18 protein-coding genes are annotated in these 18,644 nt (G+C 59.1%); 3 read left to right on the top strand and 15 right to left on the bottom strand.

The genetic code is table 11. From position 1 onward, the window contains the following. Positions 1–60: 60 nt before the first annotated feature. The 6 genes from ytfQ to HEP89_RS00530 all read right to left on the bottom strand — a co-directional run bounded on the left by ytfQ (position 61) and on the right by HEP89_RS00530 (position 7,636). Complete coding sequence (ytfQ, locus tag HEP89_RS00555; RefSeq protein WP_022999992.1) at positions 61–1,014, bottom strand: galactofuranose ABC transporter, galactofuranose-binding protein YtfQ; 954 nt, start codon at positions 1,012–1,014, stop codon at positions 61–63. A gap of 460 nt (positions 1,015–1,474) precedes the next feature. Beyond that, on the bottom strand, positions 1,475–2,635 hold the full coding sequence (locus HEP89_RS00550; RefSeq protein WP_022999993.1) for a Gfo/Idh/MocA family oxidoreductase: 1,161 nt from the start codon (positions 2,633–2,635) through the stop codon (positions 1,475–1,477). A gap of 249 nt (positions 2,636–2,884) precedes the next feature. Beyond that, positions 2,885–3,940 (bottom strand): sugar phosphate isomerase/epimerase, encoded by a 1,056-nt coding sequence (locus HEP89_RS00545; RefSeq protein ID WP_022999994.1) that lies wholly within the window; start codon positions 3,938–3,940, stop codon positions 2,885–2,887. A 90-nt stretch (positions 3,941–4,030) separates the two neighbouring features. Further along, positions 4,031–4,987, bottom strand: a complete 957-nt coding sequence (locus tag HEP89_RS00540; protein WP_031268970.1) for a substrate-binding domain-containing protein — start codon at positions 4,985–4,987, stop codon at positions 4,031–4,033. Between the two features lie 106 nt (positions 4,988–5,093). Then, the gene (locus HEP89_RS00535) at positions 5,094–6,110 is read right to left on the bottom strand and encodes an ABC transporter permease (RefSeq protein ID WP_022999996.1); all 1,017 of its coding nucleotides are present in this window, start codon (positions 6,108–6,110) and stop codon (positions 5,094–5,096) included. 2 nt (positions 6,111–6,112) lie between these two features. Further along, positions 6,113–7,636 carry a sugar ABC transporter ATP-binding protein gene (locus tag HEP89_RS00530; protein WP_168691076.1) on the bottom strand — a complete coding sequence of 508 codons (1,524 nt, stop codon included), beginning with the start codon at positions 7,634–7,636 and terminating at the stop codon, positions 6,113–6,115. A gap of 202 nt (positions 7,637–7,838) precedes the next feature. On the opposite strand from HEP89_RS00530, the gene HEP89_RS00525 reads away from it, so the two are divergent. After that, a complete protein-coding gene (locus tag HEP89_RS00525) occupies positions 7,839–8,873 on the top strand; it encodes a LacI family DNA-binding transcriptional regulator (protein WP_062489638.1) in 1,035 nt (344 codons plus the stop codon). Positions 8,874–8,901: 28 nt separating this feature from the next. Here HEP89_RS00525 and HEP89_RS00520 read toward each other — a convergent pair whose 3' ends face one another. From HEP89_RS00520 to HEP89_RS00485, 8 genes are all read right to left on the bottom strand, one after another. Continuing rightward, a complete protein-coding gene (locus tag HEP89_RS00520; protein ID WP_022999999.1) occupies positions 8,902–10,017 on the bottom strand; it encodes an isocitrate/isopropylmalate family dehydrogenase in 1,116 nt (371 codons plus the stop codon). Positions 10,018–10,028: 11 nt separating this feature from the next. After that, on the bottom strand, positions 10,029–10,676 hold the full coding sequence (gene otnC, locus HEP89_RS00515; protein WP_168691075.1) for a 3-oxo-tetronate 4-phosphate decarboxylase: 648 nt from the start codon (positions 10,674–10,676) through the stop codon (positions 10,029–10,031). Continuing rightward, positions 10,673–11,905: a 3-oxo-tetronate kinase gene (gene otnK / locus HEP89_RS00510; RefSeq protein ID WP_168691074.1), complete on the bottom strand. Its 1,233-nt coding sequence runs from the start codon at positions 11,903–11,905 to the stop codon at positions 10,673–10,675. The genes otnC and otnK overlap by 4 nt, the downstream gene beginning before the upstream one ends. Beyond that, positions 11,902–12,699, bottom strand: coding sequence for an N-acyl homoserine lactonase family protein (locus HEP89_RS00505; RefSeq protein WP_062489630.1), 798 nt, complete (start codon positions 12,697–12,699; stop codon positions 11,902–11,904). The genes otnK and HEP89_RS00505 overlap by 4 nt, the downstream gene beginning before the upstream one ends. Continuing rightward, complete coding sequence (locus tag HEP89_RS00500; protein WP_168691073.1) at positions 12,696–12,986, bottom strand: putative quinol monooxygenase; 291 nt, start codon at positions 12,984–12,986, stop codon at positions 12,696–12,698. The genes HEP89_RS00505 and HEP89_RS00500 overlap by 4 nt, the downstream gene beginning before the upstream one ends. Before the next feature lie 10 nt (positions 12,987–12,996). Next, complete coding sequence (locus HEP89_RS00495) at positions 12,997–14,280, bottom strand: TRAP transporter large permease (RefSeq protein ID WP_023000004.1); 1,284 nt, start codon at positions 14,278–14,280, stop codon at positions 12,997–12,999. Continuing rightward, positions 14,277–14,807, bottom strand: coding sequence for a TRAP transporter small permease (locus HEP89_RS00490; RefSeq protein WP_062489626.1), 531 nt, complete (start codon positions 14,805–14,807; stop codon positions 14,277–14,279). Before HEP89_RS00490 ends, HEP89_RS00495 begins: the two co-directional genes overlap by 4 nt. Before the next feature lie 176 nt (positions 14,808–14,983). Further along, positions 14,984–15,997 (bottom strand): TRAP transporter substrate-binding protein, encoded by a 1,014-nt coding sequence (locus tag HEP89_RS00485; protein WP_168691072.1) that lies wholly within the window; start codon positions 15,995–15,997, stop codon positions 14,984–14,986. A gap of 191 nt (positions 15,998–16,188) precedes the next feature. Here HEP89_RS00485 and HEP89_RS00480 point away from each other — a divergent pair, with 191 nt between their 5' ends. Both HEP89_RS00480 and HEP89_RS00475 read left to right on the top strand, forming a co-directional pair. Continuing rightward, positions 16,189–17,247: a Gfo/Idh/MocA family oxidoreductase gene (locus HEP89_RS00480; protein WP_168691071.1), complete on the top strand. Its 1,059-nt coding sequence runs from the start codon at positions 16,189–16,191 to the stop codon at positions 17,245–17,247. Continuing rightward, positions 17,240–17,914, top strand: coding sequence for a GntR family transcriptional regulator (locus HEP89_RS00475; protein WP_168691070.1), 675 nt, complete (start codon positions 17,240–17,242; stop codon positions 17,912–17,914). Before HEP89_RS00480 ends, HEP89_RS00475 begins: the two co-directional genes overlap by 8 nt. 74 nt (positions 17,915–17,988) lie before the next feature. On the opposite strand, the gene HEP89_RS00470 is transcribed toward HEP89_RS00475, so the two are convergent. Continuing rightward, entirely contained in the window at positions 17,989–18,543 is a 555-nt protein-coding gene (locus tag HEP89_RS00470; RefSeq protein WP_055658489.1) for a DUF2585 domain-containing protein, read from the bottom strand. Positions 18,544–18,644: the final 101 nt, after the last annotated feature.

Here is an 18,644-nt window from a genome sequence, read left to right as displayed (position 1 = left end):
AGTCGGACTTCCTGAACCTTGAGATGCCGGGCGGCAGGCCGCCCGGCATCGGGATCGTTCTTAGTATCCCAGGTCTTTCTTCATCTCGTAGATGGCCATGTTATCATCTTTGAGCGTGTAGAGTTTGGACTCGGTCTGGATCCACTTCGGCGGCATCGTGCCATCCGCAAGGTAGGCTTCAAGCGCGTCCAGCGCCGGGCCTGCCATGTTCGGGGTCAGTTCGATCGTGGCATTGGCTTCGCCGTTTGCCATCGCCAGGTGGATGTCCGGAACACTGTCGATCGAGACGATCTTGATGTCCTCGCCGGGCTTCAGGCCGGCTTCCTTGATCGCCTGGATGGCGCCGACGGCCATGTCGTCGTTGTGGGCATAAAGGGCACAGATGTTGGCGCCGCCAACAGCCTTCAGGAAGCTTTCCATGACGACCTTGCCCTGGCTGCGGGTGAAGTCGCCGGTCTGGCTACGGACAATGTTCAGATTGTCATGGCCGGAAATCGCCTGCTCGAAGCCCTTCTTGCGATCGATGGCGGGGCTGGAACCGGTTGTTCCCTGAAGTTCGACGATGTCGCACTTCTCGCCGGCAGTTTCATCAACCAGCCACTGGCCGGCGACGCTGCCTTCATGAACCAGATCCGACGTGACGGCGGTCATGTAAAGATCTTCCGGTGCGTCGACAGTCCGGTCAAGCAGCACGACCGGGATCTCGGCGTCCTTGGCTTCTTCCAGGACCTCGTCCCAACCGGTGGCAACCACCGGAGCGAGCAGGATCGCATCGACACCCTGTGCGATGAAAGACCGGATCGCCTTGATCTGGTTTTCCTGCTTCTGCTGGGCATCGGCAAATTTCAGATCAATGCCGCGCTTTTCAGCTTCCTGCTTGGTGACAGTTGTTTCAGCTGCACGCCAACCGGATTCAGATCCGATCTGCGAAAAACCGATGGTCAGATCGGCAGCCATGGCGGTCATCGGGACAAACGACATTGCCCCGGCAATAAGCATTGCCTTGAGTTTCATAGGGTCTCCTCCACAAGGTATATTCTCCTCACAAAAATCATTAAGTAATACTTTATTACTTTTGTAAAGCGAGTAGCGTTGTGCGGTGCGAACGGGATGGGTAAGTATCTGTAATAATGAAAAAAATAACGATCTGGATTGCCTCTTTCCTTCATCGTTTCCGGGCCTGATCCGGCAATCCAGGCCGATGCCGGGCCATTTCCAGGAGGCGTGACAGAGGTCAGGAAGGGGCATGGAAACCACGGTTGAGCCATGGGGCGAGGAGGAAGGGATGAGGCCCGCCATTCGCCCTCCCGGTCCAAGTCAAGATCCAGGGTACAGCACACTCCACCGTGTGGAATTGCCAAGAGCGGCAAGGATGTCGTTTCGTGGCCCTGCTTTCTCGAGGGAGAGTGCCCTGAAAACGACAAAAGCCCGGGCAGCAGAGCCCGGGCTTCGTGAAGTGCGACGATGGGCAAGACTATCCGTCCAGCTTCACCCAGGCAGCGTTTTTCGCCGAAGAGCGGACGCAGGCGTCGACAAAGCGCACGCCGGCAAGTCCGTCCGTGATTCCCGGAACCAGAGAGCTGGCGTCCTTGCCGGACTGGTGGGCACGGATGGCATCGGCAGCGTCCTTGTAGAGGTTGGCGAAGCCTTCCAGATAGCCTTCCGGATGTCCTGGCGGCACACGGGTGGCCGAGGCGATGCTGTCGAGCATGCCGGCACCGCCCCGGGTCAGCAGCTGCTTCGGCTTTCCGAAAGGCGTGTAGTGGAGATAGTTCGGGTCTTCCTGGTGCCACTCGAGCCCGGCCTTGTCGCCATAGATCCGGATCTTGAGATTGTTCTCGTTGCCCGGTGCCACCTGCGAACACCACAGCATGCCGCGCGCGCCGCTGGCGTAGCGCAGCATCACGTGGCCGTTGTCATCCACCTGACGGCCCGGAACGAAGGACTGCAGGTCTGCTGCAAGGCTTTCCGCCGACTGGCCTGTGATGAAGCAGGCAAGATTATAGGCATGAGTGCCGATATCGCCCGTGGAGCCGCCAAGACCCGTACGTGCCGGGTCTGTACGCCAATCAGCCTGCTTGTTGTGCTGTTCCACCGTCAGCCAGTCCTGGGGATACTCCACCTGAACGACGCGGATCGTGCCGAGGTCGCCACTGGCCACCATCTCGCGTGCCTGCCGAACCATCGGATAACCGGTGTAGTTGTGCGTCAGGAAGAAGAGAGCATCGGAGCTTTCCGCAGCCTTCACGAATTTCTTGGCATCGGCCAGGGTTGAAGTCAGAGGTTTGTCGCAGATGACATGGATCCCGCGTTTCAGGAATTCCTTCGCCGCCGGATAGTGCATGTGGTTCGGCGTCACGATGGCAACGGCTTCTATGCCGTCTTTCAGCCGGGCTTCACGCTTGGCCATTTCCTCGAAGGAGCCATAGATGCGATCTTCCTTGAGGCCGAGCGCGCGGCCAGACTCAAGCGCTTTCTCCGGGGTGGAAGACAGGGCGCCCGCCACCAGGTCGTAGGCGCCGTCGATGCGCGCGGCAATTCGGTGAACGGCGCCGATAAAGGCATCCTTGCCGCCGCCGACCATGCCGAGCCGGATCGGGCGCGTCTGCACGGTGTCTTTTCCTTCGATGGCCATATCGCTCCTCCTGAAACTGTTTCTGTTCTATCGTGCCGCGCGCTGTAATCGATTACACGCGTTGTTTACATACATAGAAACCTCATGCTGAGGAAGCGCGGATGCGCTTTTTCGAGGGAGGGGCCACTTGTTTTCAAGATTGCAGCCCACCCTTCGAAACGGACCGGGCGGTCCTCCTCATGACGAGAGTGAGAGGTGGCGAGCGTCGTCGCCGACTCGTCCAATTGTTGCCTCGTCGAAGTCAAAACTCTAGTTGATCCCGAGCATCTTCCGGTTGGCTGCCTCGTCACTGCCGCCGTCGGCAAAATCGTCAAAGGCCTTTTCGGTCACGCGGATGATGTGAGCCTTCACGAAGTCCGCGCCTTCCCGGGCCCCGTCTTCAGGGTGCTTCAGGCAGCATTCCCACTCAACCACGGCCCAGCCATCGAAATCATTCGCGGCCATCTTGGAAAAGACGGCTCCGAAATCGACCTGACCATCGCCAAGGGAGCGGAAGCGTCCGGCGCGGTCGACCCACGACTGGTAGCCGCCATAAACACCCTGACGTCCGGTCGGGTTGAACTCGGCATCCTTGACGTGGAACATGCCGATCCGGTCCTTGTAGATGTCGATATTATCCAGATAATCAAGGCATTGCAGCACATAGTGGGACGGATCGTAGAGCATCTTGCAGCGGTCGTGACCGTTGACGCGCTCCAGGAACATCTCGAAGGTGATGCCGTCATGCAGGTCCTCACCCGGGTGAATTTCGTAACAGACATCAACCCCCATTTCCTCGGCATAGTCGAGGATCGGACGCCAGCGTCTGGCAAGTTCGTCAAATGCGGTTTCGATCAGTCCGGCAGGACGCTGCGGCCACGGATAGACATAGGGCCAGGCAAGCGCGCCGGAAAAGGTGGCGTGGGCCGAAATGCCGAGATTGCGGCTTGCGGCCAGGGCCAGTTTGACCTGGTCGACCGCCCAGGCCTGACGGGCGGCAGGATTGCCATGGACATGCGGCGCGGCAAAGCCGTCGAAAGCCGTGTCATAGGCCGGGTGCACGGCAACAAGTTGGCCCTGCAAGTGGGTTGAAAGCTCGGTGATCTCGACACCGTTCTCGCGCGCCGTTCCAATGAATTCGTCACAATAGGTCTTGGAACTGGCTGCCTTTTCAAGGTCGATCAGCCTGCTGTCCCAACTGGGTACCTGAACGCCAAGATAGCCGCAATCCGCGGCCCATTTCGTGATCGACGCCCAGGAATTGAACGGCGCTTCGTCCCCCGCAAACTGGGCGAGAAACAACGCCGGACCCTTTATGGTTTTCATGACATTCTCCAGAAATCGGGGAAGGTGAGGTGAGGTGGAAAGGGCCGGGGTCCCATCGCGAAAGACCCCGGCCTGCTACGTCCCGAAGCCTTAGAAGGGCGAATCCGGGAAGTAGTAGTTTTCAGCATTTTCCGGCGTGATCAGCGTCGCACCGAGAATGTAGCGGCCGGCAACCGGACCATTGGACTTGAAGGCGGCAACCGTCTGGTCCATGGCGGTGGCGATCATCGCCGGCGGATAGAGAACGTCGACCGGAATAAGGGTATCGCCGTCCATGATTGCCTTGATGGTTTCCTTCATGCCGGCACCGCCAACGACGAACATGCCGTCGCCGTCACGGCCAGCCTGTTTCAGGGCGGCAACCACGCCAATGGCGATGTCGTCGTCCTGGGCCCAGACCGCGTCGATGTCCGGGAAGCGGGACAGGAAGTCCTGCATCACTTCAAAGCCGTCGTCGCGGTTCCAGTTGGCGTGCTTGTGGTCGAGCACGTTGATGCCGGAGCCTTCGATCTCGGCCATGAACGCGTCGAAGCGCTCATTGTCGATGACCGTCGGAATACCGCGCAGGATGACGATGTTGTCGCCGTCCTTCAGGCGGGTCTTCATGTATTGGGCGGAAACACGGCCCAGTTCCGGGTTGTTGCCGGCCACATAAAGGTCTTCGATGCCCGGCTGGCTGAGGCCGCGGTCGACGACCGTGATCCATGCACCGGATTTCTTGACGTTCAGCACCGGGTCGGTCAGCGGTTCGGATTCGAACGGCAGAACCACCAGGGCTTTGATCTGGTGAACGGAGACCAGGTCTTCCAGGGCACTTGCCTGTGCTTCCGGATCCGGCGAGTTCACCAGGATGAGATCGACATCCGGATAAAGCGCCTCAAGCCGCTTTTCCGCTTGTTCCGCGTGCCAGTTCATGCCGGCTGCCCAGGCATGGGTCGGGGTCGGATAGCTGACGCCGATCTTGATTTTTTCCTGTGCAACCGCAGCGCCCGCAAAGGCCAGCGCACCGGTTACCGCGATCACTCCCAAAGCTTTCTTCATGAGCATTGCTTCCTCCTTCAATGCTGCCATCTGGACGCACCTCTCCCGTCCGGTGCGATCCGGTATTTGAATTGGGGACGGGTCCCGGTTCGGTTGAAATCAGGTCAGGGGCTTACTTGCTCTTGCGGAGCTTCCAGTCACTGCGCTGAAGAAACACTGCGACGATGATGATCAGGCCCTGCATGGTTCCATTCAGGTAATTCGAGATCACATCGGTGAAGTTCAAAATGTTGCCGATCGTGGTGAGAATGAGGGCGCCAAGGATGGTGCCGCCGATCCGGCCATACCCACCCTTCAGCACCGTACCGCCGATAATGACCGCGGCGATCGCCTCAAGTTCCCACAACACGCCGGTGGACGCGGACGCCGAGCCAAGGCGGGGCACGTAAATGATGGTGGCAAAGGAAACGCACAGGCCCTGGATGACATAGGTAAGCGTCTTCACACGGTCCACGTTGATCGCCGAATATCTGGCGACGGCCTCGTTCGAACCGATGGCCGTGCAATAGCGGCCGAACGCGGTGCGGTTCAGCAGCAGCCAGCCGCAGATGGCAACCGCGATGAACACCCAGACAGGGAAGGGCAGGCCCAGAAACGTGTCGTAATAGACAGGCCTGTAGGTTCCGCGAATATCGAAGTTGAGCGACAGGGTTCCGCCATCGGCAAAGTAGGTCACCAGCGAGCGATAGATGCCCATGGTGCCGAGCGTCACGATGAAGGCTTCGATCTTGCCCTTGGTGGTCAGGGCACCGTTCACCCAGCCGGCCCCGATGCCCAGCACGATGGCAAGGCCGCAGCCGAGCAGAACTGTCGGAACGCCGCTGCCCATGGTCTCGACGGCGTTGTTCATGATGATGATCATGACACCGGAAATGGCTGCCGCCATGGACCCCACAGACAGATCGATGCCTCCGGCGGTGATGACGAAGGTCGCCCCGACAGCAATGATGCCGATAAAGGCAGAGCGGGTCAGAAGGTTGGTCAGATTGCCTTCGCTGACGAAGGCAGGGTTCAGCAGAAAGCCGATGATGCAAAGGATCAGAAGGGCAACTGCGGGGCCAATCGTCTTGAAGTCTATGGAAGACCTCTTGGCCGGCTTGGCCGCTGTATCGTCAGACGCGGTCATCATGGTCAATGGAGTTCCTCCCGTTTCAGCCCGGCGGCGTAGCGCATGATTTCGTTTTCGTTGATGTGATCGCCGGTCAGAACGCCGGTGATATGGCCTTCGCGCATCACCACCACCCGATGGCAAATACCGATGATCTCCGGCATCTCCGAAGAGATGACCACGACCGAAACCCCTTCGGCGGCAAGGGCAGCGATGAAGTGGTAGATCTGTTGTTTCGTGCCGACATCGATACCGCGGGTCGGTTCATCGATGATGACGATCTTCGGATCGCATTCCATGATCTTGGCGAGCAGCAGCTTCTGCTGGTTGCCGCCCGACAGCTTGCCGACTGTGATTTCCTTGTCGCGGGCCCGAACATCGAAGCGGCGGATGGCACGGTTGAGCGCGTATTCTTCCGCCTTGCTGTCGAGACCGAAATTGCGGACGAATTTCGGCAGGGCGAACAGTGTCAGGTTTGGCCGCATCTTCTTGTCGAGAAGCAGTCCTTTTTCTTTCCGGTCCTTGGTGAGATAGGCCAAACCAAGGTCCCGTGCCTGCGCGACGGTCATGGGGCCGGTGTCGCGTCCAAAAAGCCTGATGGTTCCTGCTTCAAACGGGGCAAGGCCGCAAATCGTCTCGAAGACTGCGGTCCTGCCGGAGCCGATCAGACCCGAAAAGCCCAATATCTCGCCCTTGCGCAGGCTGAAGCTGACATTGTCGACGGACGGCGCACGCAGGTTCTGGACTTCCAGAACGAGCTCTGCATCGACGTCTGCCTCATGCATGGGCGGGTAGAGATCGGAAAGCTCCCGGCCAACCATCATCTGGGCCATCATGTCCGGCGTCAGGTCGCTGGAGGCACGCGTGTCGATCCACTGACCGTCACGCAGGATGGTGACGCGGTCGGCAATCTCCTTCACCTCGTTGAGCTTGTGCGAAACGAACACGATGCCGACGCCGCTTTCTTTCAGCTTTTCCACCTGGCGGAAGAAAACCTGGGTTTCCTCTTCGGTCAGAACGGCGGTTGGTTCGTCCATGATCAGGATGCGGGCGTTCCGGCTGACAGCCTTGACGATCTCGACCATCTGCTTCTGGGCGATGGTAAGGTCGGAAATGCGATCGGTCGGGGAAATGTCGAGGCCGATCTCGTCCAGATACTTCCGGACGGTTGCCTGCATGGCCGCCTTGTCCAGAAAACCGTTGGATTTGATCTCGCGACCGAGGAACACGTTTTCCTCTACCGTCATCTGTTCGGCGAGGTTGAGCTCCTGGTGGATCAGCACGACGCCGAGTTTCTCTGCGCCACCGTTCGCGGGCAGGTCGGTCTGCTTGCCGTCGAGACGGATCTGGCCGGAGGTCGGATCATGAAACCCGGAGAGGATTTTCATCAGCGTCGACTTGCCGGCGCCGTTCTCGCCGATCAGGGCATGAACCTCGCCAGGGCGGACGTCCATGCTGACACTGAACAGCACGGGAACCGGCCCAAAGGATTTGCTGATGTTCACGGCCTCGATGACCGCTGCCGGAGCAGTGGTGTCCACGCTCATTCTTGTTCCTCCCAAGGCGCCAAAGCCCTCTTCCTCAATGGCGCCGTGCGTTTGATGTAAACGTTTTCATGGATCGTGTAAACCTTTACATTGGCCTCTGTAAACCTTTTCATTATGTGCAATGCGTTCTATACAGCGTAGATGGCGTTGCGATTCATGGACTTACCACGAGGCCGCACCGCAGCATGTCTGGAAATAGAAAATGAGCGAACCGGGCGAGCGGCCGGCGACCATTGAAGACGTTGCGAAACTGGCGGGCGTATCCATCGCGACCGTCAGCAGGGCCTTGCGCTCGCCGGAGAAGGTTGCCGAGAGCACGCGCAAGAAGGTTACGGCCGCCATTGCCCGGACCGGCTACACCGCCAACGCCATGGCGCAGAACCTGCGCATGCAGCGCTCGCAGATGGTGCTGGTGCTGGCGTCTTCCATTGCTGATCCAAACTTTGCCGGCATTCTGACAGGGCTGGAAAAGGCGGCAAACGACCGTGGTTATGGTGTCCTCATCGGCAACACCGAAGGTACCAGCGGACTGGAGCAGAACTACCTGCGTTTCCTGTCGACGGGCATGGCCGACGGGCTTGTCTTGCTGACAGGGCATATTCCGGTTGCCGGACAGCCACAAACACCGCTCACCAACCTGCCGCCGATCGTTGCGACCGAGCGTCCGGTCTCGAATCCCGAAATCAGCTACGTCGGCGTGGATGATGTCGCGGCCTCCAAGGTGGCGACCGAATATCTGATCTCCCTGGGGCACCGGCGGATCACCTATATTTCCGGCGGGCCCGCCGACATCCGCAGCGATCTTCGCCATTCCGGATATCTGCAAGGGTTGAGAGAATCACCCGAGGCATTGCGCGACTGGCGCGTGGAGGGCGACGGCTCCAGCGAGAGCGGGCGTGCCGCCGTCGAACGGCTGTTCATCAAGGACGACCTGCCGACCGCTTTCTTCTGTTTCAACGACAACACCGCGATCGGGGTCATCTCGGCACTTCAACTGCGTGGCTACCGAGTCCCGGAAGATTTCTCCGTGCTTGGTTTCGACGACATTCCCTTTGCCAACAATTTCACGCCCGGATTGACGACAATCCGCCAACCCCGGCAACATATCGGCGAAAAGGCCATGACAATCCTGCTTGATCGCCTTGCGAACCGGTCCCTGGAAACGCGCACTCATCTGCTCCACGGCGATCTCATCGTGCGCGAGAGCTGTGGTGGCATTTCCCGCAAGCTGAAGTGACGTGCTGTCGGCTTGATGCCAGTGCGTACTAGGCGCTGGCAGACCTTCTGATCGCAGTCGATGAACCGATAAGCGTAAGCAGCTGGTTCGTGACCGCCCTGGTTCCCATGTCACCTCCGAATTCCATCGGTCGCAACACGTTTTCCTGAAAGCCGGTGTCGACTGCGCCGTTGATCAGGTCTGCGGCATCGGCAAGGGAGGGCTTGTCCAACTTCTCGGCGAGATAGTCCAGCATCAGCGCAGCACTCAAGATCGCGGCCAGCGGGTTGGCCTTGTCTTCTCCCATGATGTCGGGGGCGCTGCCGTGGGCTGGCTGAAACAATCCGGTGGTGTCGCCGATCTCCCCACAGGCGGCCATGCCCATGCCACCCACCAGGCCACCGGCAAGGTCCGAAAGGATGTCGCCGAACATGTTTTCCATCACCAGAACGTCGAACTCCCAGGGCTTGCGCACCAGGTCGAGCGCTTGTGCGTCGACGTAATTGTAGCCGACAGGCACGTCGGCAAATTCCGATTTCACTTCGTCGAAGATCTGGCGGAAGAAGGCCAGAGAGGTGAACACATTCGCCTTGTCGACACAGGTGAGCCTCCCCGGATGGCCTCGCTCGCGCCGTTTGCGGGCAAGGTTGAATGCAAAGCGATGCAGCTTGGTGGTGGTTTTGCGCGTGATGCGCAAAACGTCCTGCACTTCGTCATCATTGACTACGAGGCTGCGCTTGTGTGCTGCTGCAGAGTAGAACAGCCCTTCGGTAGATTCCCGCAGGATAACGAGATCGATACCGGCAGCGCGCGGATCGGCGAGCCTTTGCGGTGCGTTGGGATAGGCTTTGACCGGGCGAACACCCGCATAAAGCCCAAAGCGATCGCGCAGGCGCAAATGCGGCGAGATCTCCGTGCCGTTTGCATGCCGGATAGAGGGAAGGCCGATGGCCCCAAGGAAAATTGCATCGGCAAGCCCCGCGCGTTCCTCTCCGCCGTCTTCGATGTCGAGGCCGGTCTCCTTGAAGTAACCCGCCCCTGCCTGGATCTCGTCATAGCGGGGCGCGGGTTCTCCCGTGTGCTTCAAGGCTGTTTCCAGCACGGCAATGGCTGCTTCCGCCACATCGACGCCAATACCGTCACCTTTTATCAGGGCAATTTTCATGGGACTGTTCCTCAAATCCAATCAACGTCGTAGCGCTCGACGATCCGGCCGATCTGGTCCGGATTGAGCGCCGTTGCGGCAGTGCCGCGAAGCAGAAGGGCAAGCCTGGCTGTTGCTTCCAGCTCTTCCATGGCATGGACGGCGGCAGCCAGATCCCGGCCGGCAACAACGGGCCCGTGGTTGGCCAGCAGAACGGCAGAACGACGGCCTGCAAGTCCTCGGACCGCGTCTCCCATTGCCGGATCTCCCGGCACGAAAAACGGCAGAAGCTTCACCTTGCCGAGCTGCATGATCCCGTACGCCGTCAGGGGTGGCAGAACGTTGTCCGGATCAATCTCCGGCAACAGGGAAAGTGCGACCGAGTGGCACGAATGCAGATGCACGACCGCACCTGCCGAATGGCGGGTCTCGTAAAAAGCCGTGTGAAGCGGGATTTCCTTCGTCGGCCTGTCACCCGAAAGCAGTTCGCCGTGGGCAGAAAGATGGCTGATCCGGGCCGGGTCCAGAAACCCCATGGAGGAGCCGGTCGGGGTAACGAGCAATGTGCCATCCGACAGACGAACGGAGAGATTGCCGGTCGATCCATGTGTCAGACCACGGTCGAACATCGATTTTGCCATCAGGCAAATCTGTTCGCGGGTTGTTGCGCTTTCGCTCATCGGCTTGTCTCCAGAACGCTGAGCGCCTCGGAGAAGAAGTTCGGTCCACCGAAGTTGCCGGATTTCAGCGCCAGCGCCAGCGGCTGACCGCTCACCTTGAGCGCGGGAACACCCGGCGCAATCTTCGGACCGATATCCAGCGTGTTTGCCCCGAGACCGGAAACAACGGCCCCTGACGTTTCGCCGCCGGCGACCACCATTCGGCTGACACCGGCGCTGAACAGTGACGCCGCCAGATCGGAAAAAAACTCCTCAATCACCGCCGCGCTTTTTTCCCTGCCGTATTTTTGTTGGGCAGCACCCACCGCCTCCGGGTCGGCGGAGGAATAAAGCAGGGGCGAAGCGTCCTGGCGAAGTACCCAGCCGGCGATTTCCTGCACCGACAGTGCCTTCGCCATGATGTCGTCGACAGTCAGTTCACGCGAGGGCGCAATGGCCTTGTAGCTCGCCACCTGGGCGCGAGTTGCCACTGAACATGAACCGGACAGAACCACGGCTTTGCCCGAATGTCCGGTCCAGTTGGCGACCGCAGGCGCGTGGCCAAAGTTCTTGGGCAAACCGAGGGCTATGCCCGAGCCCCCGACAAGAAGCTTTCGCGCGGCGATTGCCCGCCCAATGGTTGCAAGATCATCGTTGCGGATTGCATCCACAATCACCATCGACTTGCCGTCGGCAGGGCAGGCGAGGTTGATTGCCGCCGGACCATCTGCCACGTGATCGAGGGAGACATGACCGACTGCCCAGGACGTCTGACGAGCCAGCACCCGCCGGATGTCCGGGTCGCCCATTGGCGTCAACGGATGGTGGCGCATGCCGCTTTCGCTCAAAAGCCTGTCTGCGACGAAGAGATGTCCCTGGTAGACGGTTCGTCCGTTTTCCGGAAAGGCCGGGCAGACGATCACACATGTCTCGCCAAGCCTGTCGGCAAGGGCTTCCGCCACCGGGCCGATATTGCCTTCGTCGGTCGAATCGAACGTCGAACAGATCTTGAAGACAATCTGCTTGCATCCCTGACCGGTCAGCCAGTCGCAGGCTCGCAGGGACTGGGCAACTGCCTCTGCAGCTGGGATCGTTCGGGACTTCAGACTGATGATGCCGGCGTCCACCGACGCTAGTGCCGGAACATCGGGTACACCGACATATTGAGCCGCCGTCATGCCGCCTTCCGACAGCATCAATGCAATGTCGGAGGCTCCGGTAAAATCATCCGCGATCACGCCCAGATTCATGAGCGGATCCCCTTGAGCGGACCACGGTCGAGACGGAAGATGTGGTCCGGGCCGTGTTGCGGAAAGAGCGTTCGCACCAGGGGATCATGTCCCGGCACAACAAGGTCTATCGAGCTGGCAAGGTGCTGAATGGTTCCAAAACCATCCAGCATGTCCTGCATGTCGACCACGATCGGGAACGGTTTGGCTTCCAGGAAATTCTCGTAGTAGTGCGCTGCGTCGGAAGCCAGGCACATCCAGCCAGCTTCTGTCAGTACACGAACCGCCTGCAACCCCTTGCTGTGCCCGCCAATGCGATGAACTGTAAGTCCTTCCCGGACTTCGCCATCTCCTTCATGAAAGATTACCCGGCCAGAGTAGAGCCTTTGCACAGCTTCACAGACATGGTCCGCGGTGTAGGGAGCCTTCATCGCGCCCTGGCACATGCAGGGACCTGTGGCGAAAGCCATTTCCGCTGCCTGCAGATGGATGGTGGCATTGGGAAAATGCTTCAAGCCGCCCGCGTGGTCATAATGCAGATGGGTGACGATGATGGTCGTCACAGCCTCAGGTTCTATGCCGAGAGGGGCCAGGGCCTCTACCGGATTGAGCCGGACAGGACGGCCGCGCCGCGCGCCTTCCTCGCCGTCGTAACCTGTGTCGACCAGAATGATCTCGTCCTGCCGCCGCAGCACCCAGATGAAGTAATCCATCTCGTGTGGCTGGTCGTGGTTGTCGTCGAACAGGAAACTGTCCTTGCGCGTGCGCGCATTCCTGTCGGCATATTTGACCGCGAAAACCTGCCAGGGGCTCATGAGGCCACCTTCGCGTAGGTTCGGACCGTTTTCTGCGCGATCATCCCGGCAACCTTTGCATCGAACGACTTGAAGTGAGGGGTTTGCAGGTGCGCCTGAAAGGCGTCGGCATCGTCATAAAGTTCATAGAGAAACACATCGCCGGGGCGATCAGGGTCGGTGCAGACGTCGAATTGCCTGCATCCGGGTTCGTCCTTCAGGGACGCTTCGGCGTTTGCGATCATGAGCGGCAGAAAATCCTCCACCGTCTCGGCCTTGATCTGAAACACCACCGTTACGGCATACATGTTGTTCTCCTCAGCGGAACAGGTTCACCATACCCATCGACAGGAAGGGTATGTAAGTCACGGCGAGCAGGGCGGCGATTGCGGCTATGTAGAGCGGTGCCATGTTGCGGGCGATCGACAAAACACCGACGCCGGATATCCGCGAGGCAACATAAAGCGTTGCGCCAACCGGAGGTGTGAACAGGCCGACGGCCACATTGCAGGTCATGATCACACCCAGATGGACCGGATCGACACCGAAGGCTTGTGCGGTCGGCAGGAACAGCGGTGCCGTCAGCAGGATTGCAGGAACCGGATCGAGAACGAGGCCGAGGACCAGAAGCACGACGTTGACCAGCAACAGGAACATCCAGGGTCCGGTTGAAAACGCCTGCACGAAACCAACCAGGATCTGGGGCATCTGTTCAAGCGTGATCAGCCAGCCAAGGACTGTCGTTGCACCGATCACGACCATCACCACCGCGCTGGTGACAAAGCTGTCGATAAGAAGACGCGGCAGATCGCGGAGTTTGAAGTCCCGGTAGACAACAGTTGTGACGAACAGGCCGTAGACGACGGCAAGGGCCGCGGCTTCCGTAGGTGTTACCCAGCCGGTGAAAATGCCGCCGAGGATCACGATCGGCATGAACAGGGCAGGGGCGGTACCGATGAAGGAACTGGTCAATTCCTTGAAGGTCGTGGTGCGCCCACCGGGGTCGCACTTGGTGGTCTTGCCGACATAATAGCAAACCGCCATGAACAGGGCGCCGAACAGAATGCCGGGAACCATGCCACCGAGAAAGAGATCGGCAACCGAAACGTTGCCGACAAAGCCGTAGATCAGCATCGGAATGGATGGTGGGATGATGATGCCGATCGTCCCGGCTGCAGCCACCAGACCGGCGGCGAAGGCGGTGTTGTAGCCCTCGCGGGACATGTTCTTGATCATGACCGAACCGATGGCTGCACTGTCGGCAATGGCCGAACCCGAAATGCCGCCGAAAATCATGGATGCGCCGACGACGACCATGCCGAGCCCGCCTGCCATGAAGCCGAAGGCAGCCCTTGCAAAGCCGATGATGCGCAGGCCGACACCTCCGCGGCTCATCATTTCCCCGGCGACGATAAAGAGCGGGATCGCAAGGAAGTGGTTCGGCTCCACCCCGCCGATAAAATTCAGGAACAGTGCCTGCAAGGGATAGCCGAGATCAAAGACGATGATCGGCAGGACAGCGGTGATCAGAATTGCCCAGACCAGCGGAATGCCGATGAAAACGGAGGTCAGGAAGACCGCAACAACGAAGATCAGGATCATGAGAGGGCCTCGCCGCCATCTGAGTGTGCTGCATGAGGAACGACAGGATTTTTGAGGTCGTAGACCATGTTGAAGAGATGGAAGATCAGGGTCAGTGTCATGCCGGCTGGCATGGACGCGTAGAGCAGACCGACAGGCCAGTAGAGAACGGTTGTCTTCTGTGCCCAGGTATGGATCGAGATATTGACACCGGTGTAGATCAGGCTGAGCAGCAGGACGACGATGATCACGTCAATTGCGATCGACAAGACACGTTGACCCGTCAGCGGCACCAGTTTCTCGACAACTTCGGTAACGCGCATGTGTGCGCCCCGGGCAACCGCTGCCGCACAGCCGATGAAGGTGCTCCAGAGCAGCAGGAAGCTGGTCACTTCCAGCGACCATGCGAGGTCGAAGCCGGCGAAGCCGCGAAGCCAGGCGTTGCAGAACACCAGGGTGACGATCGAAAAGCCGCCGAGCGCCAGGCATATATCGACCAGGTGACTGAGCCAGCGAAGCGCAGCCGGATAGTGATCTCGGTAATCCAAGGGTCGTCTCTTTTTGAAAAGGGCCGGAACCGCCGCGTGACGTGCGGTTCCGGCAGTTGAGCCCCGGAGCACCCTGCGTTCTTTCGAACGCCGTTCGGCGCTCCGACCCACAAGAAACGATCAACTGTTCTACGGGCAACCGGCTCGATCACCCGTGCGTTGATCTCGTTGCCTGATCAGTTCTGGGCCGGGAGTTTTTCGCGGATCGCTGCAGCATCTGACAGGATCTGGTCGACCGCTTCCTCGCCGTAGACATCCTTGGCCTTTGCGTAGACCGATTGCACCGCCTCGCGGAACGGCGCGATATCGGGAACGTTGACCGTGGCGCCGGATTCCTGCATTTCCGTGAGTTGGCTTTCGACCGAACTCTTGACGAGGTTTCGGCTGAAGGCTGCGGAATCGGCTGCAGCTTTCATCACGGCTTCCTTGTCTTCGTCGGAAAAGGATTGCCAGGTCTTTTCGGCCACCGTCAGGGGCAGAGGGCTGTAGACGTGGCGTGTCAGCGTGATGTAGGGCGCAACTTCATAGAACCGCAGTGACTTGATGGTGTCGACCGGGTTCTCCTGGCCGTTGACGATGCCCTGCTGAATGGAAATGTAGACGTCGGTAATCGGCATGACGACCGTCTGGAAGCCGATGGCTTCCATCGACCAGCGGATCATGTCGTTCGGGAAGACGCGCATTTTCATGGACTTGGCGTCTTCTGGCGAATTCAGCGGTTCGTTGGTGGTGAAGCTGCGGAACCCGGCTTCCCAAGTCGACAGTACCCGGAAACCCTTTTCCGGCAGCTTGGCGAATTCTCCCTGCAGCCATTCGGAATTGTCATAGAGTTCCCAACCCTGCTCGTAGGTGTCGACCAGGAACGGCATGGCCGTGAGGTTCAGCGTCGGCATGTGCGTGGCGTAGCTGCCCGTGGCCGAGACCGTGAAGTCGATGCCGCCAAGCTGCAGCAGTTCAATGGCTTTCGGATCGTTTGCGAGCGATCCGGACGGGAAGATCTGAACTTCGTAACGGCCGTCCGTATATTCCGCGACCTTCTCCGCAAACAGTTCCGCAGCCTGCTGACGGGATCCGCCAGGGTTGTCCGTATGGCTGAATCGCAAGGTTTCGACAGCCTGCGCGCCGCTCATGCCCATTGTGAGAATTGCCGCGCTCATCAGCAGGCGGCTCAAGGATTTCTTGTCAAGCATTTCAATCTCCTCCCACGGCCGCTCCAAGGCCGTATCAATTTACACATTCGATTGCGTATACGCTAACCAATCCCTTGTCAACGGCGCTAATGTCGACTATCAAAAATCCAATGATGGAATTGCCGCTTCGAAACAGGGAAAGCCCTCGGGTCTTCTGCCGATTTCAGGAGTGTGCGGGAGGACGAAAAAAGATGAACGACGGCTCTGCAAAAGACCTGGGCGTCTCGGACACGTTACGCGTTGCCTGTCTTGGAGCGGGCTACTTTGCCCAGTTTCACTATGATGCCTGGCGCAGGGTCGAACGGGTTCGGCTGGTCGGTTCCTGTGATCAGGATCCCGCGAAGGCGAAGGCCACTGGACTGACTGCCTTCAGTGATCTGGAGTGCATGCTGAAGATGGCGAAACCCGATCTGCTGGACATCATCACGCCACCGCCGACGCATTTCAGCGCCATCGAGCTTGCAATCAGGAAGGGGGTGAAGACGATCATCTGTCAGAAACCGTTCTGTACCTCGCTCGAGGAAGCCCGGAAGGCAACCGAGCTGGCAGAAGAAGCCGGCGTGATTATCGTCATCCATGAAAACTTCCGTTTTCAGCCCTGGTACCGGACAATCCGACAGGCTCTGGAACGGCAACTGCTTGGCGATTTGCTGCAGGTAACTTTCCGGCTACGCACAGGGGACGGGCAGGGGCCGAAGGCCTACCTGGACCGGCAGCCATATTTTCAGGAAATGCCCAGGTTGCTGATCCATGAAACCGGCGTTCACTGGATCGATACGTTTCGCTACCTGATCGGCGAGCCCGAGGCGGTCTATGCGGATCTTCGCAGGCTCAACCCGGCCATCAAGGGAGAGGACGCCGGCTATTTCATTTTCGACTATTCAAACGGGGTGAGAGCGCTCTTCGACGGCAACAGGCTTCTGGACCACGCCGCCGAAAATTGCAGAACCACACTCGGTGAAGCTTTGTTGGAGGGCACCCGGGGAACGCTGACATTGAAAGGCGACGGCTCGGTGCGCTTGCGCCATTTCGGCGACAAGGACGAAACTCTTCTGCTGGTGGCACAGGATTGGCCTGGCTTTGGCGGCGATTGCGTCAAGAATCTGATAAGCCATGTTGTAGACGGTCTCCTGGATGGAAAGCCGCTGGAAAACGAGGCGCGGAGCTACCTGAAGGTGATTGCAATCGAACAGGCCATCTATGAGGCGGATCGCAAGGGGCAGAAAATCCGGGAGTTTGACTGTGCTTGAGGCTCCGAAACAAAAGACCATCACCACGCAGGCCATGGAACAGATCCGCCAGCTCATTTTCGACGGTGAACTGGCGGCAGGCTCCGATCATCTCGAAAGCGAACTTGCCGACCGGCTTGGCATGTCCCGCACACCGGTGCGCGAGGCAACCTTGATGCTGGCCCAGCAAGGCCTTCTGGAGGTGCGACCACGCAAGGGTGTTCGCATCGCCACCTTGTCGTTGAAGGACATGGAGGAAATCTACGCCATCCTGACCGAACTGGAGAGCCTTGCTGCCGAAGAAGCCGCTGAACAAGGCTATTCGGAAACGGATCTTGTGGATCTCAAGCAGGCGATCGAGGCCATGGAAGATGCATTGGAGCGTGAGGACCGGGAAGCCTGGGCGATAGCCGATGATGCCTTCCACACGGAACTTGTCCGCCTCGGTGGCAACTCGCGTGTCCAGTCCATCGTCTCGATGATGTCCAATCAGGTGCGCCGGGCACGCGCCATGACGCTTTACATTCGCCCGCTGCCGGTCAAGTCCAACGAAGACCACCGGGCTGTCTTCGACGCGATCCGCAAGGGCGACGCCCAGGCAGCACGCCAGCGCCATCATCTTCATCGTCAGGATGCCCGCGAAGTGCTGATCGAGCTTCTGAAAAAGCACAAGCTGTTTCAGCTCTGAGCTTCACTCGGATGTATTTCTCTCGTCAGGCTCAACGATAACGGCGTAGGAGGGGTGGAAACGGGTGGCTGTGCCTACCCGCCTTGCCAGACCTTGATCGCCTCGACCGGGTAGACCAGCATCAGAACGTTCAGCGTCAGATTGTCCTTTATCACCCAGAGCGCAAGCAATTCGAAGGCAATCCCGACCAGGATCGTGACCCAGACCGGCATGCGCCAGGCAAAAAAGAAGCCGGCGAGCATCCAGAGAATATCGAAGACGGAATTCAGGACACTGTCACCGGTGTAACCAACGGCAATGGTCGCTTCGCGGTACCTGTCGATGATCCAGGGGCTGTTCTCGACGATTTCCCAGGCTGCTTCGATGAAGATCGCTCCGAGCGCGCGCTCACCGACGGAACTGCGTCTGAAGACCAGCCACAGGAACAGATAGAACAGGAAGCCGTGGATGATATGCGAGGGCGTGTACCAGTCGGCGATATGTTGCGAGGAACCGGCGACATCGCTGGCCGGTGTCCACAACAGGACATAGCCGCAATCACAGATCGGGATCCGCCCCATGGCCAGGAGAATGGCCGCTGTGGCGGCAATCATCACCAGGCCGACGATCAGACATTTGCTTCGGCTCATGGGGTCTCCTTGGACTGTCGGGGCAAATCGGCGATTCTCTACTGGAAATCTTCAAGAATTCTCTCTATGACCTTCCGCCAACGAAACATCAATCCGTCCGG

The sequence above is a fragment of the Labrenzia sp. 5N genome (assembly GCF_012395805.1).
In the GTDB taxonomy this organism is placed as follows: Bacteria; Pseudomonadota; Alphaproteobacteria; order Rhizobiales; family Stappiaceae; genus Roseibium; species Roseibium algicola.
Note: the sequence above shows the minus strand (reverse complement) of the source record. Positions and strands in the feature narration are given on the sequence as shown.

Excerpts from the sequence above, each read along its gene's own strand:
- ytfQ (WP_022999992.1), bottom strand. The coding sequence starts at position 1,014 with ATGAAACTCAAGGCAATGCTTATTGCCGGGGCAATGTCGTTTGTCCCG.
- HEP89_RS00550 (WP_022999993.1), bottom strand. The coding sequence starts at position 2,635 with ATGGCCATCGAAGGAAAAGACACCGTGCAGACGCGCCCGATCCGGCTC.
- HEP89_RS00545 (WP_022999994.1), bottom strand. The coding sequence starts at position 3,940 with ATGAAAACCATAAAGGGTCCGGCGTTGTTTCTCGCCCAGTTTGCGGGG.
- HEP89_RS00540 (WP_031268970.1), bottom strand. The coding sequence starts at position 4,987 with ATGCTCATGAAGAAAGCTTTGGGAGTGATCGCGGTAACCGGTGCGCTG.
- HEP89_RS00535 (WP_022999996.1), bottom strand. The coding sequence starts at position 6,110 with ATGATGACCGCGTCTGACGATACAGCGGCCAAGCCGGCCAAGAGGTCT.
- HEP89_RS00530 (WP_168691076.1), bottom strand. The coding sequence starts at position 7,636 with ATGAGCGTGGACACCACTGCTCCGGCAGCGGTCATCGAGGCCGTGAAC.
- HEP89_RS00525 (WP_062489638.1), top strand. The coding sequence starts at position 7,839 with ATGAGCGAACCGGGCGAGCGGCCGGCGACCATTGAAGACGTTGCGAAA.
- HEP89_RS00520 (WP_022999999.1), bottom strand. The coding sequence starts at position 10,017 with ATGAAAATTGCCCTGATAAAAGGTGACGGTATTGGCGTCGATGTGGCG.
- otnC (WP_168691075.1), bottom strand. The coding sequence starts at position 10,676 with ATGAGCGAAAGCGCAACAACCCGCGAACAGATTTGCCTGATGGCAAAA.
- otnK (WP_168691074.1), bottom strand. The coding sequence starts at position 11,905 with ATGAATCTGGGCGTGATCGCGGATGATTTTACCGGAGCCTCCGACATT.
- HEP89_RS00505 (WP_062489630.1), bottom strand. The coding sequence starts at position 12,699 with ATGAGCCCCTGGCAGGTTTTCGCGGTCAAATATGCCGACAGGAATGCG.
- HEP89_RS00500 (WP_168691073.1), bottom strand. The coding sequence starts at position 12,986 with ATGTATGCCGTAACGGTGGTGTTTCAGATCAAGGCCGAGACGGTGGAG.
- HEP89_RS00495 (WP_023000004.1), bottom strand. The coding sequence starts at position 14,280 with ATGATCCTGATCTTCGTTGTTGCGGTCTTCCTGACCTCCGTTTTCATC.
- HEP89_RS00485 (WP_168691072.1), bottom strand. The coding sequence starts at position 15,997 with ATGCTTGACAAGAAATCCTTGAGCCGCCTGCTGATGAGCGCGGCAATT.
- HEP89_RS00480 (WP_168691071.1), top strand. The coding sequence starts at position 16,189 with ATGAACGACGGCTCTGCAAAAGACCTGGGCGTCTCGGACACGTTACGC.
- HEP89_RS00470 (WP_055658489.1), bottom strand. The coding sequence starts at position 18,543 with ATGAGCCGAAGCAAATGTCTGATCGTCGGCCTGGTGATGATTGCCGCC.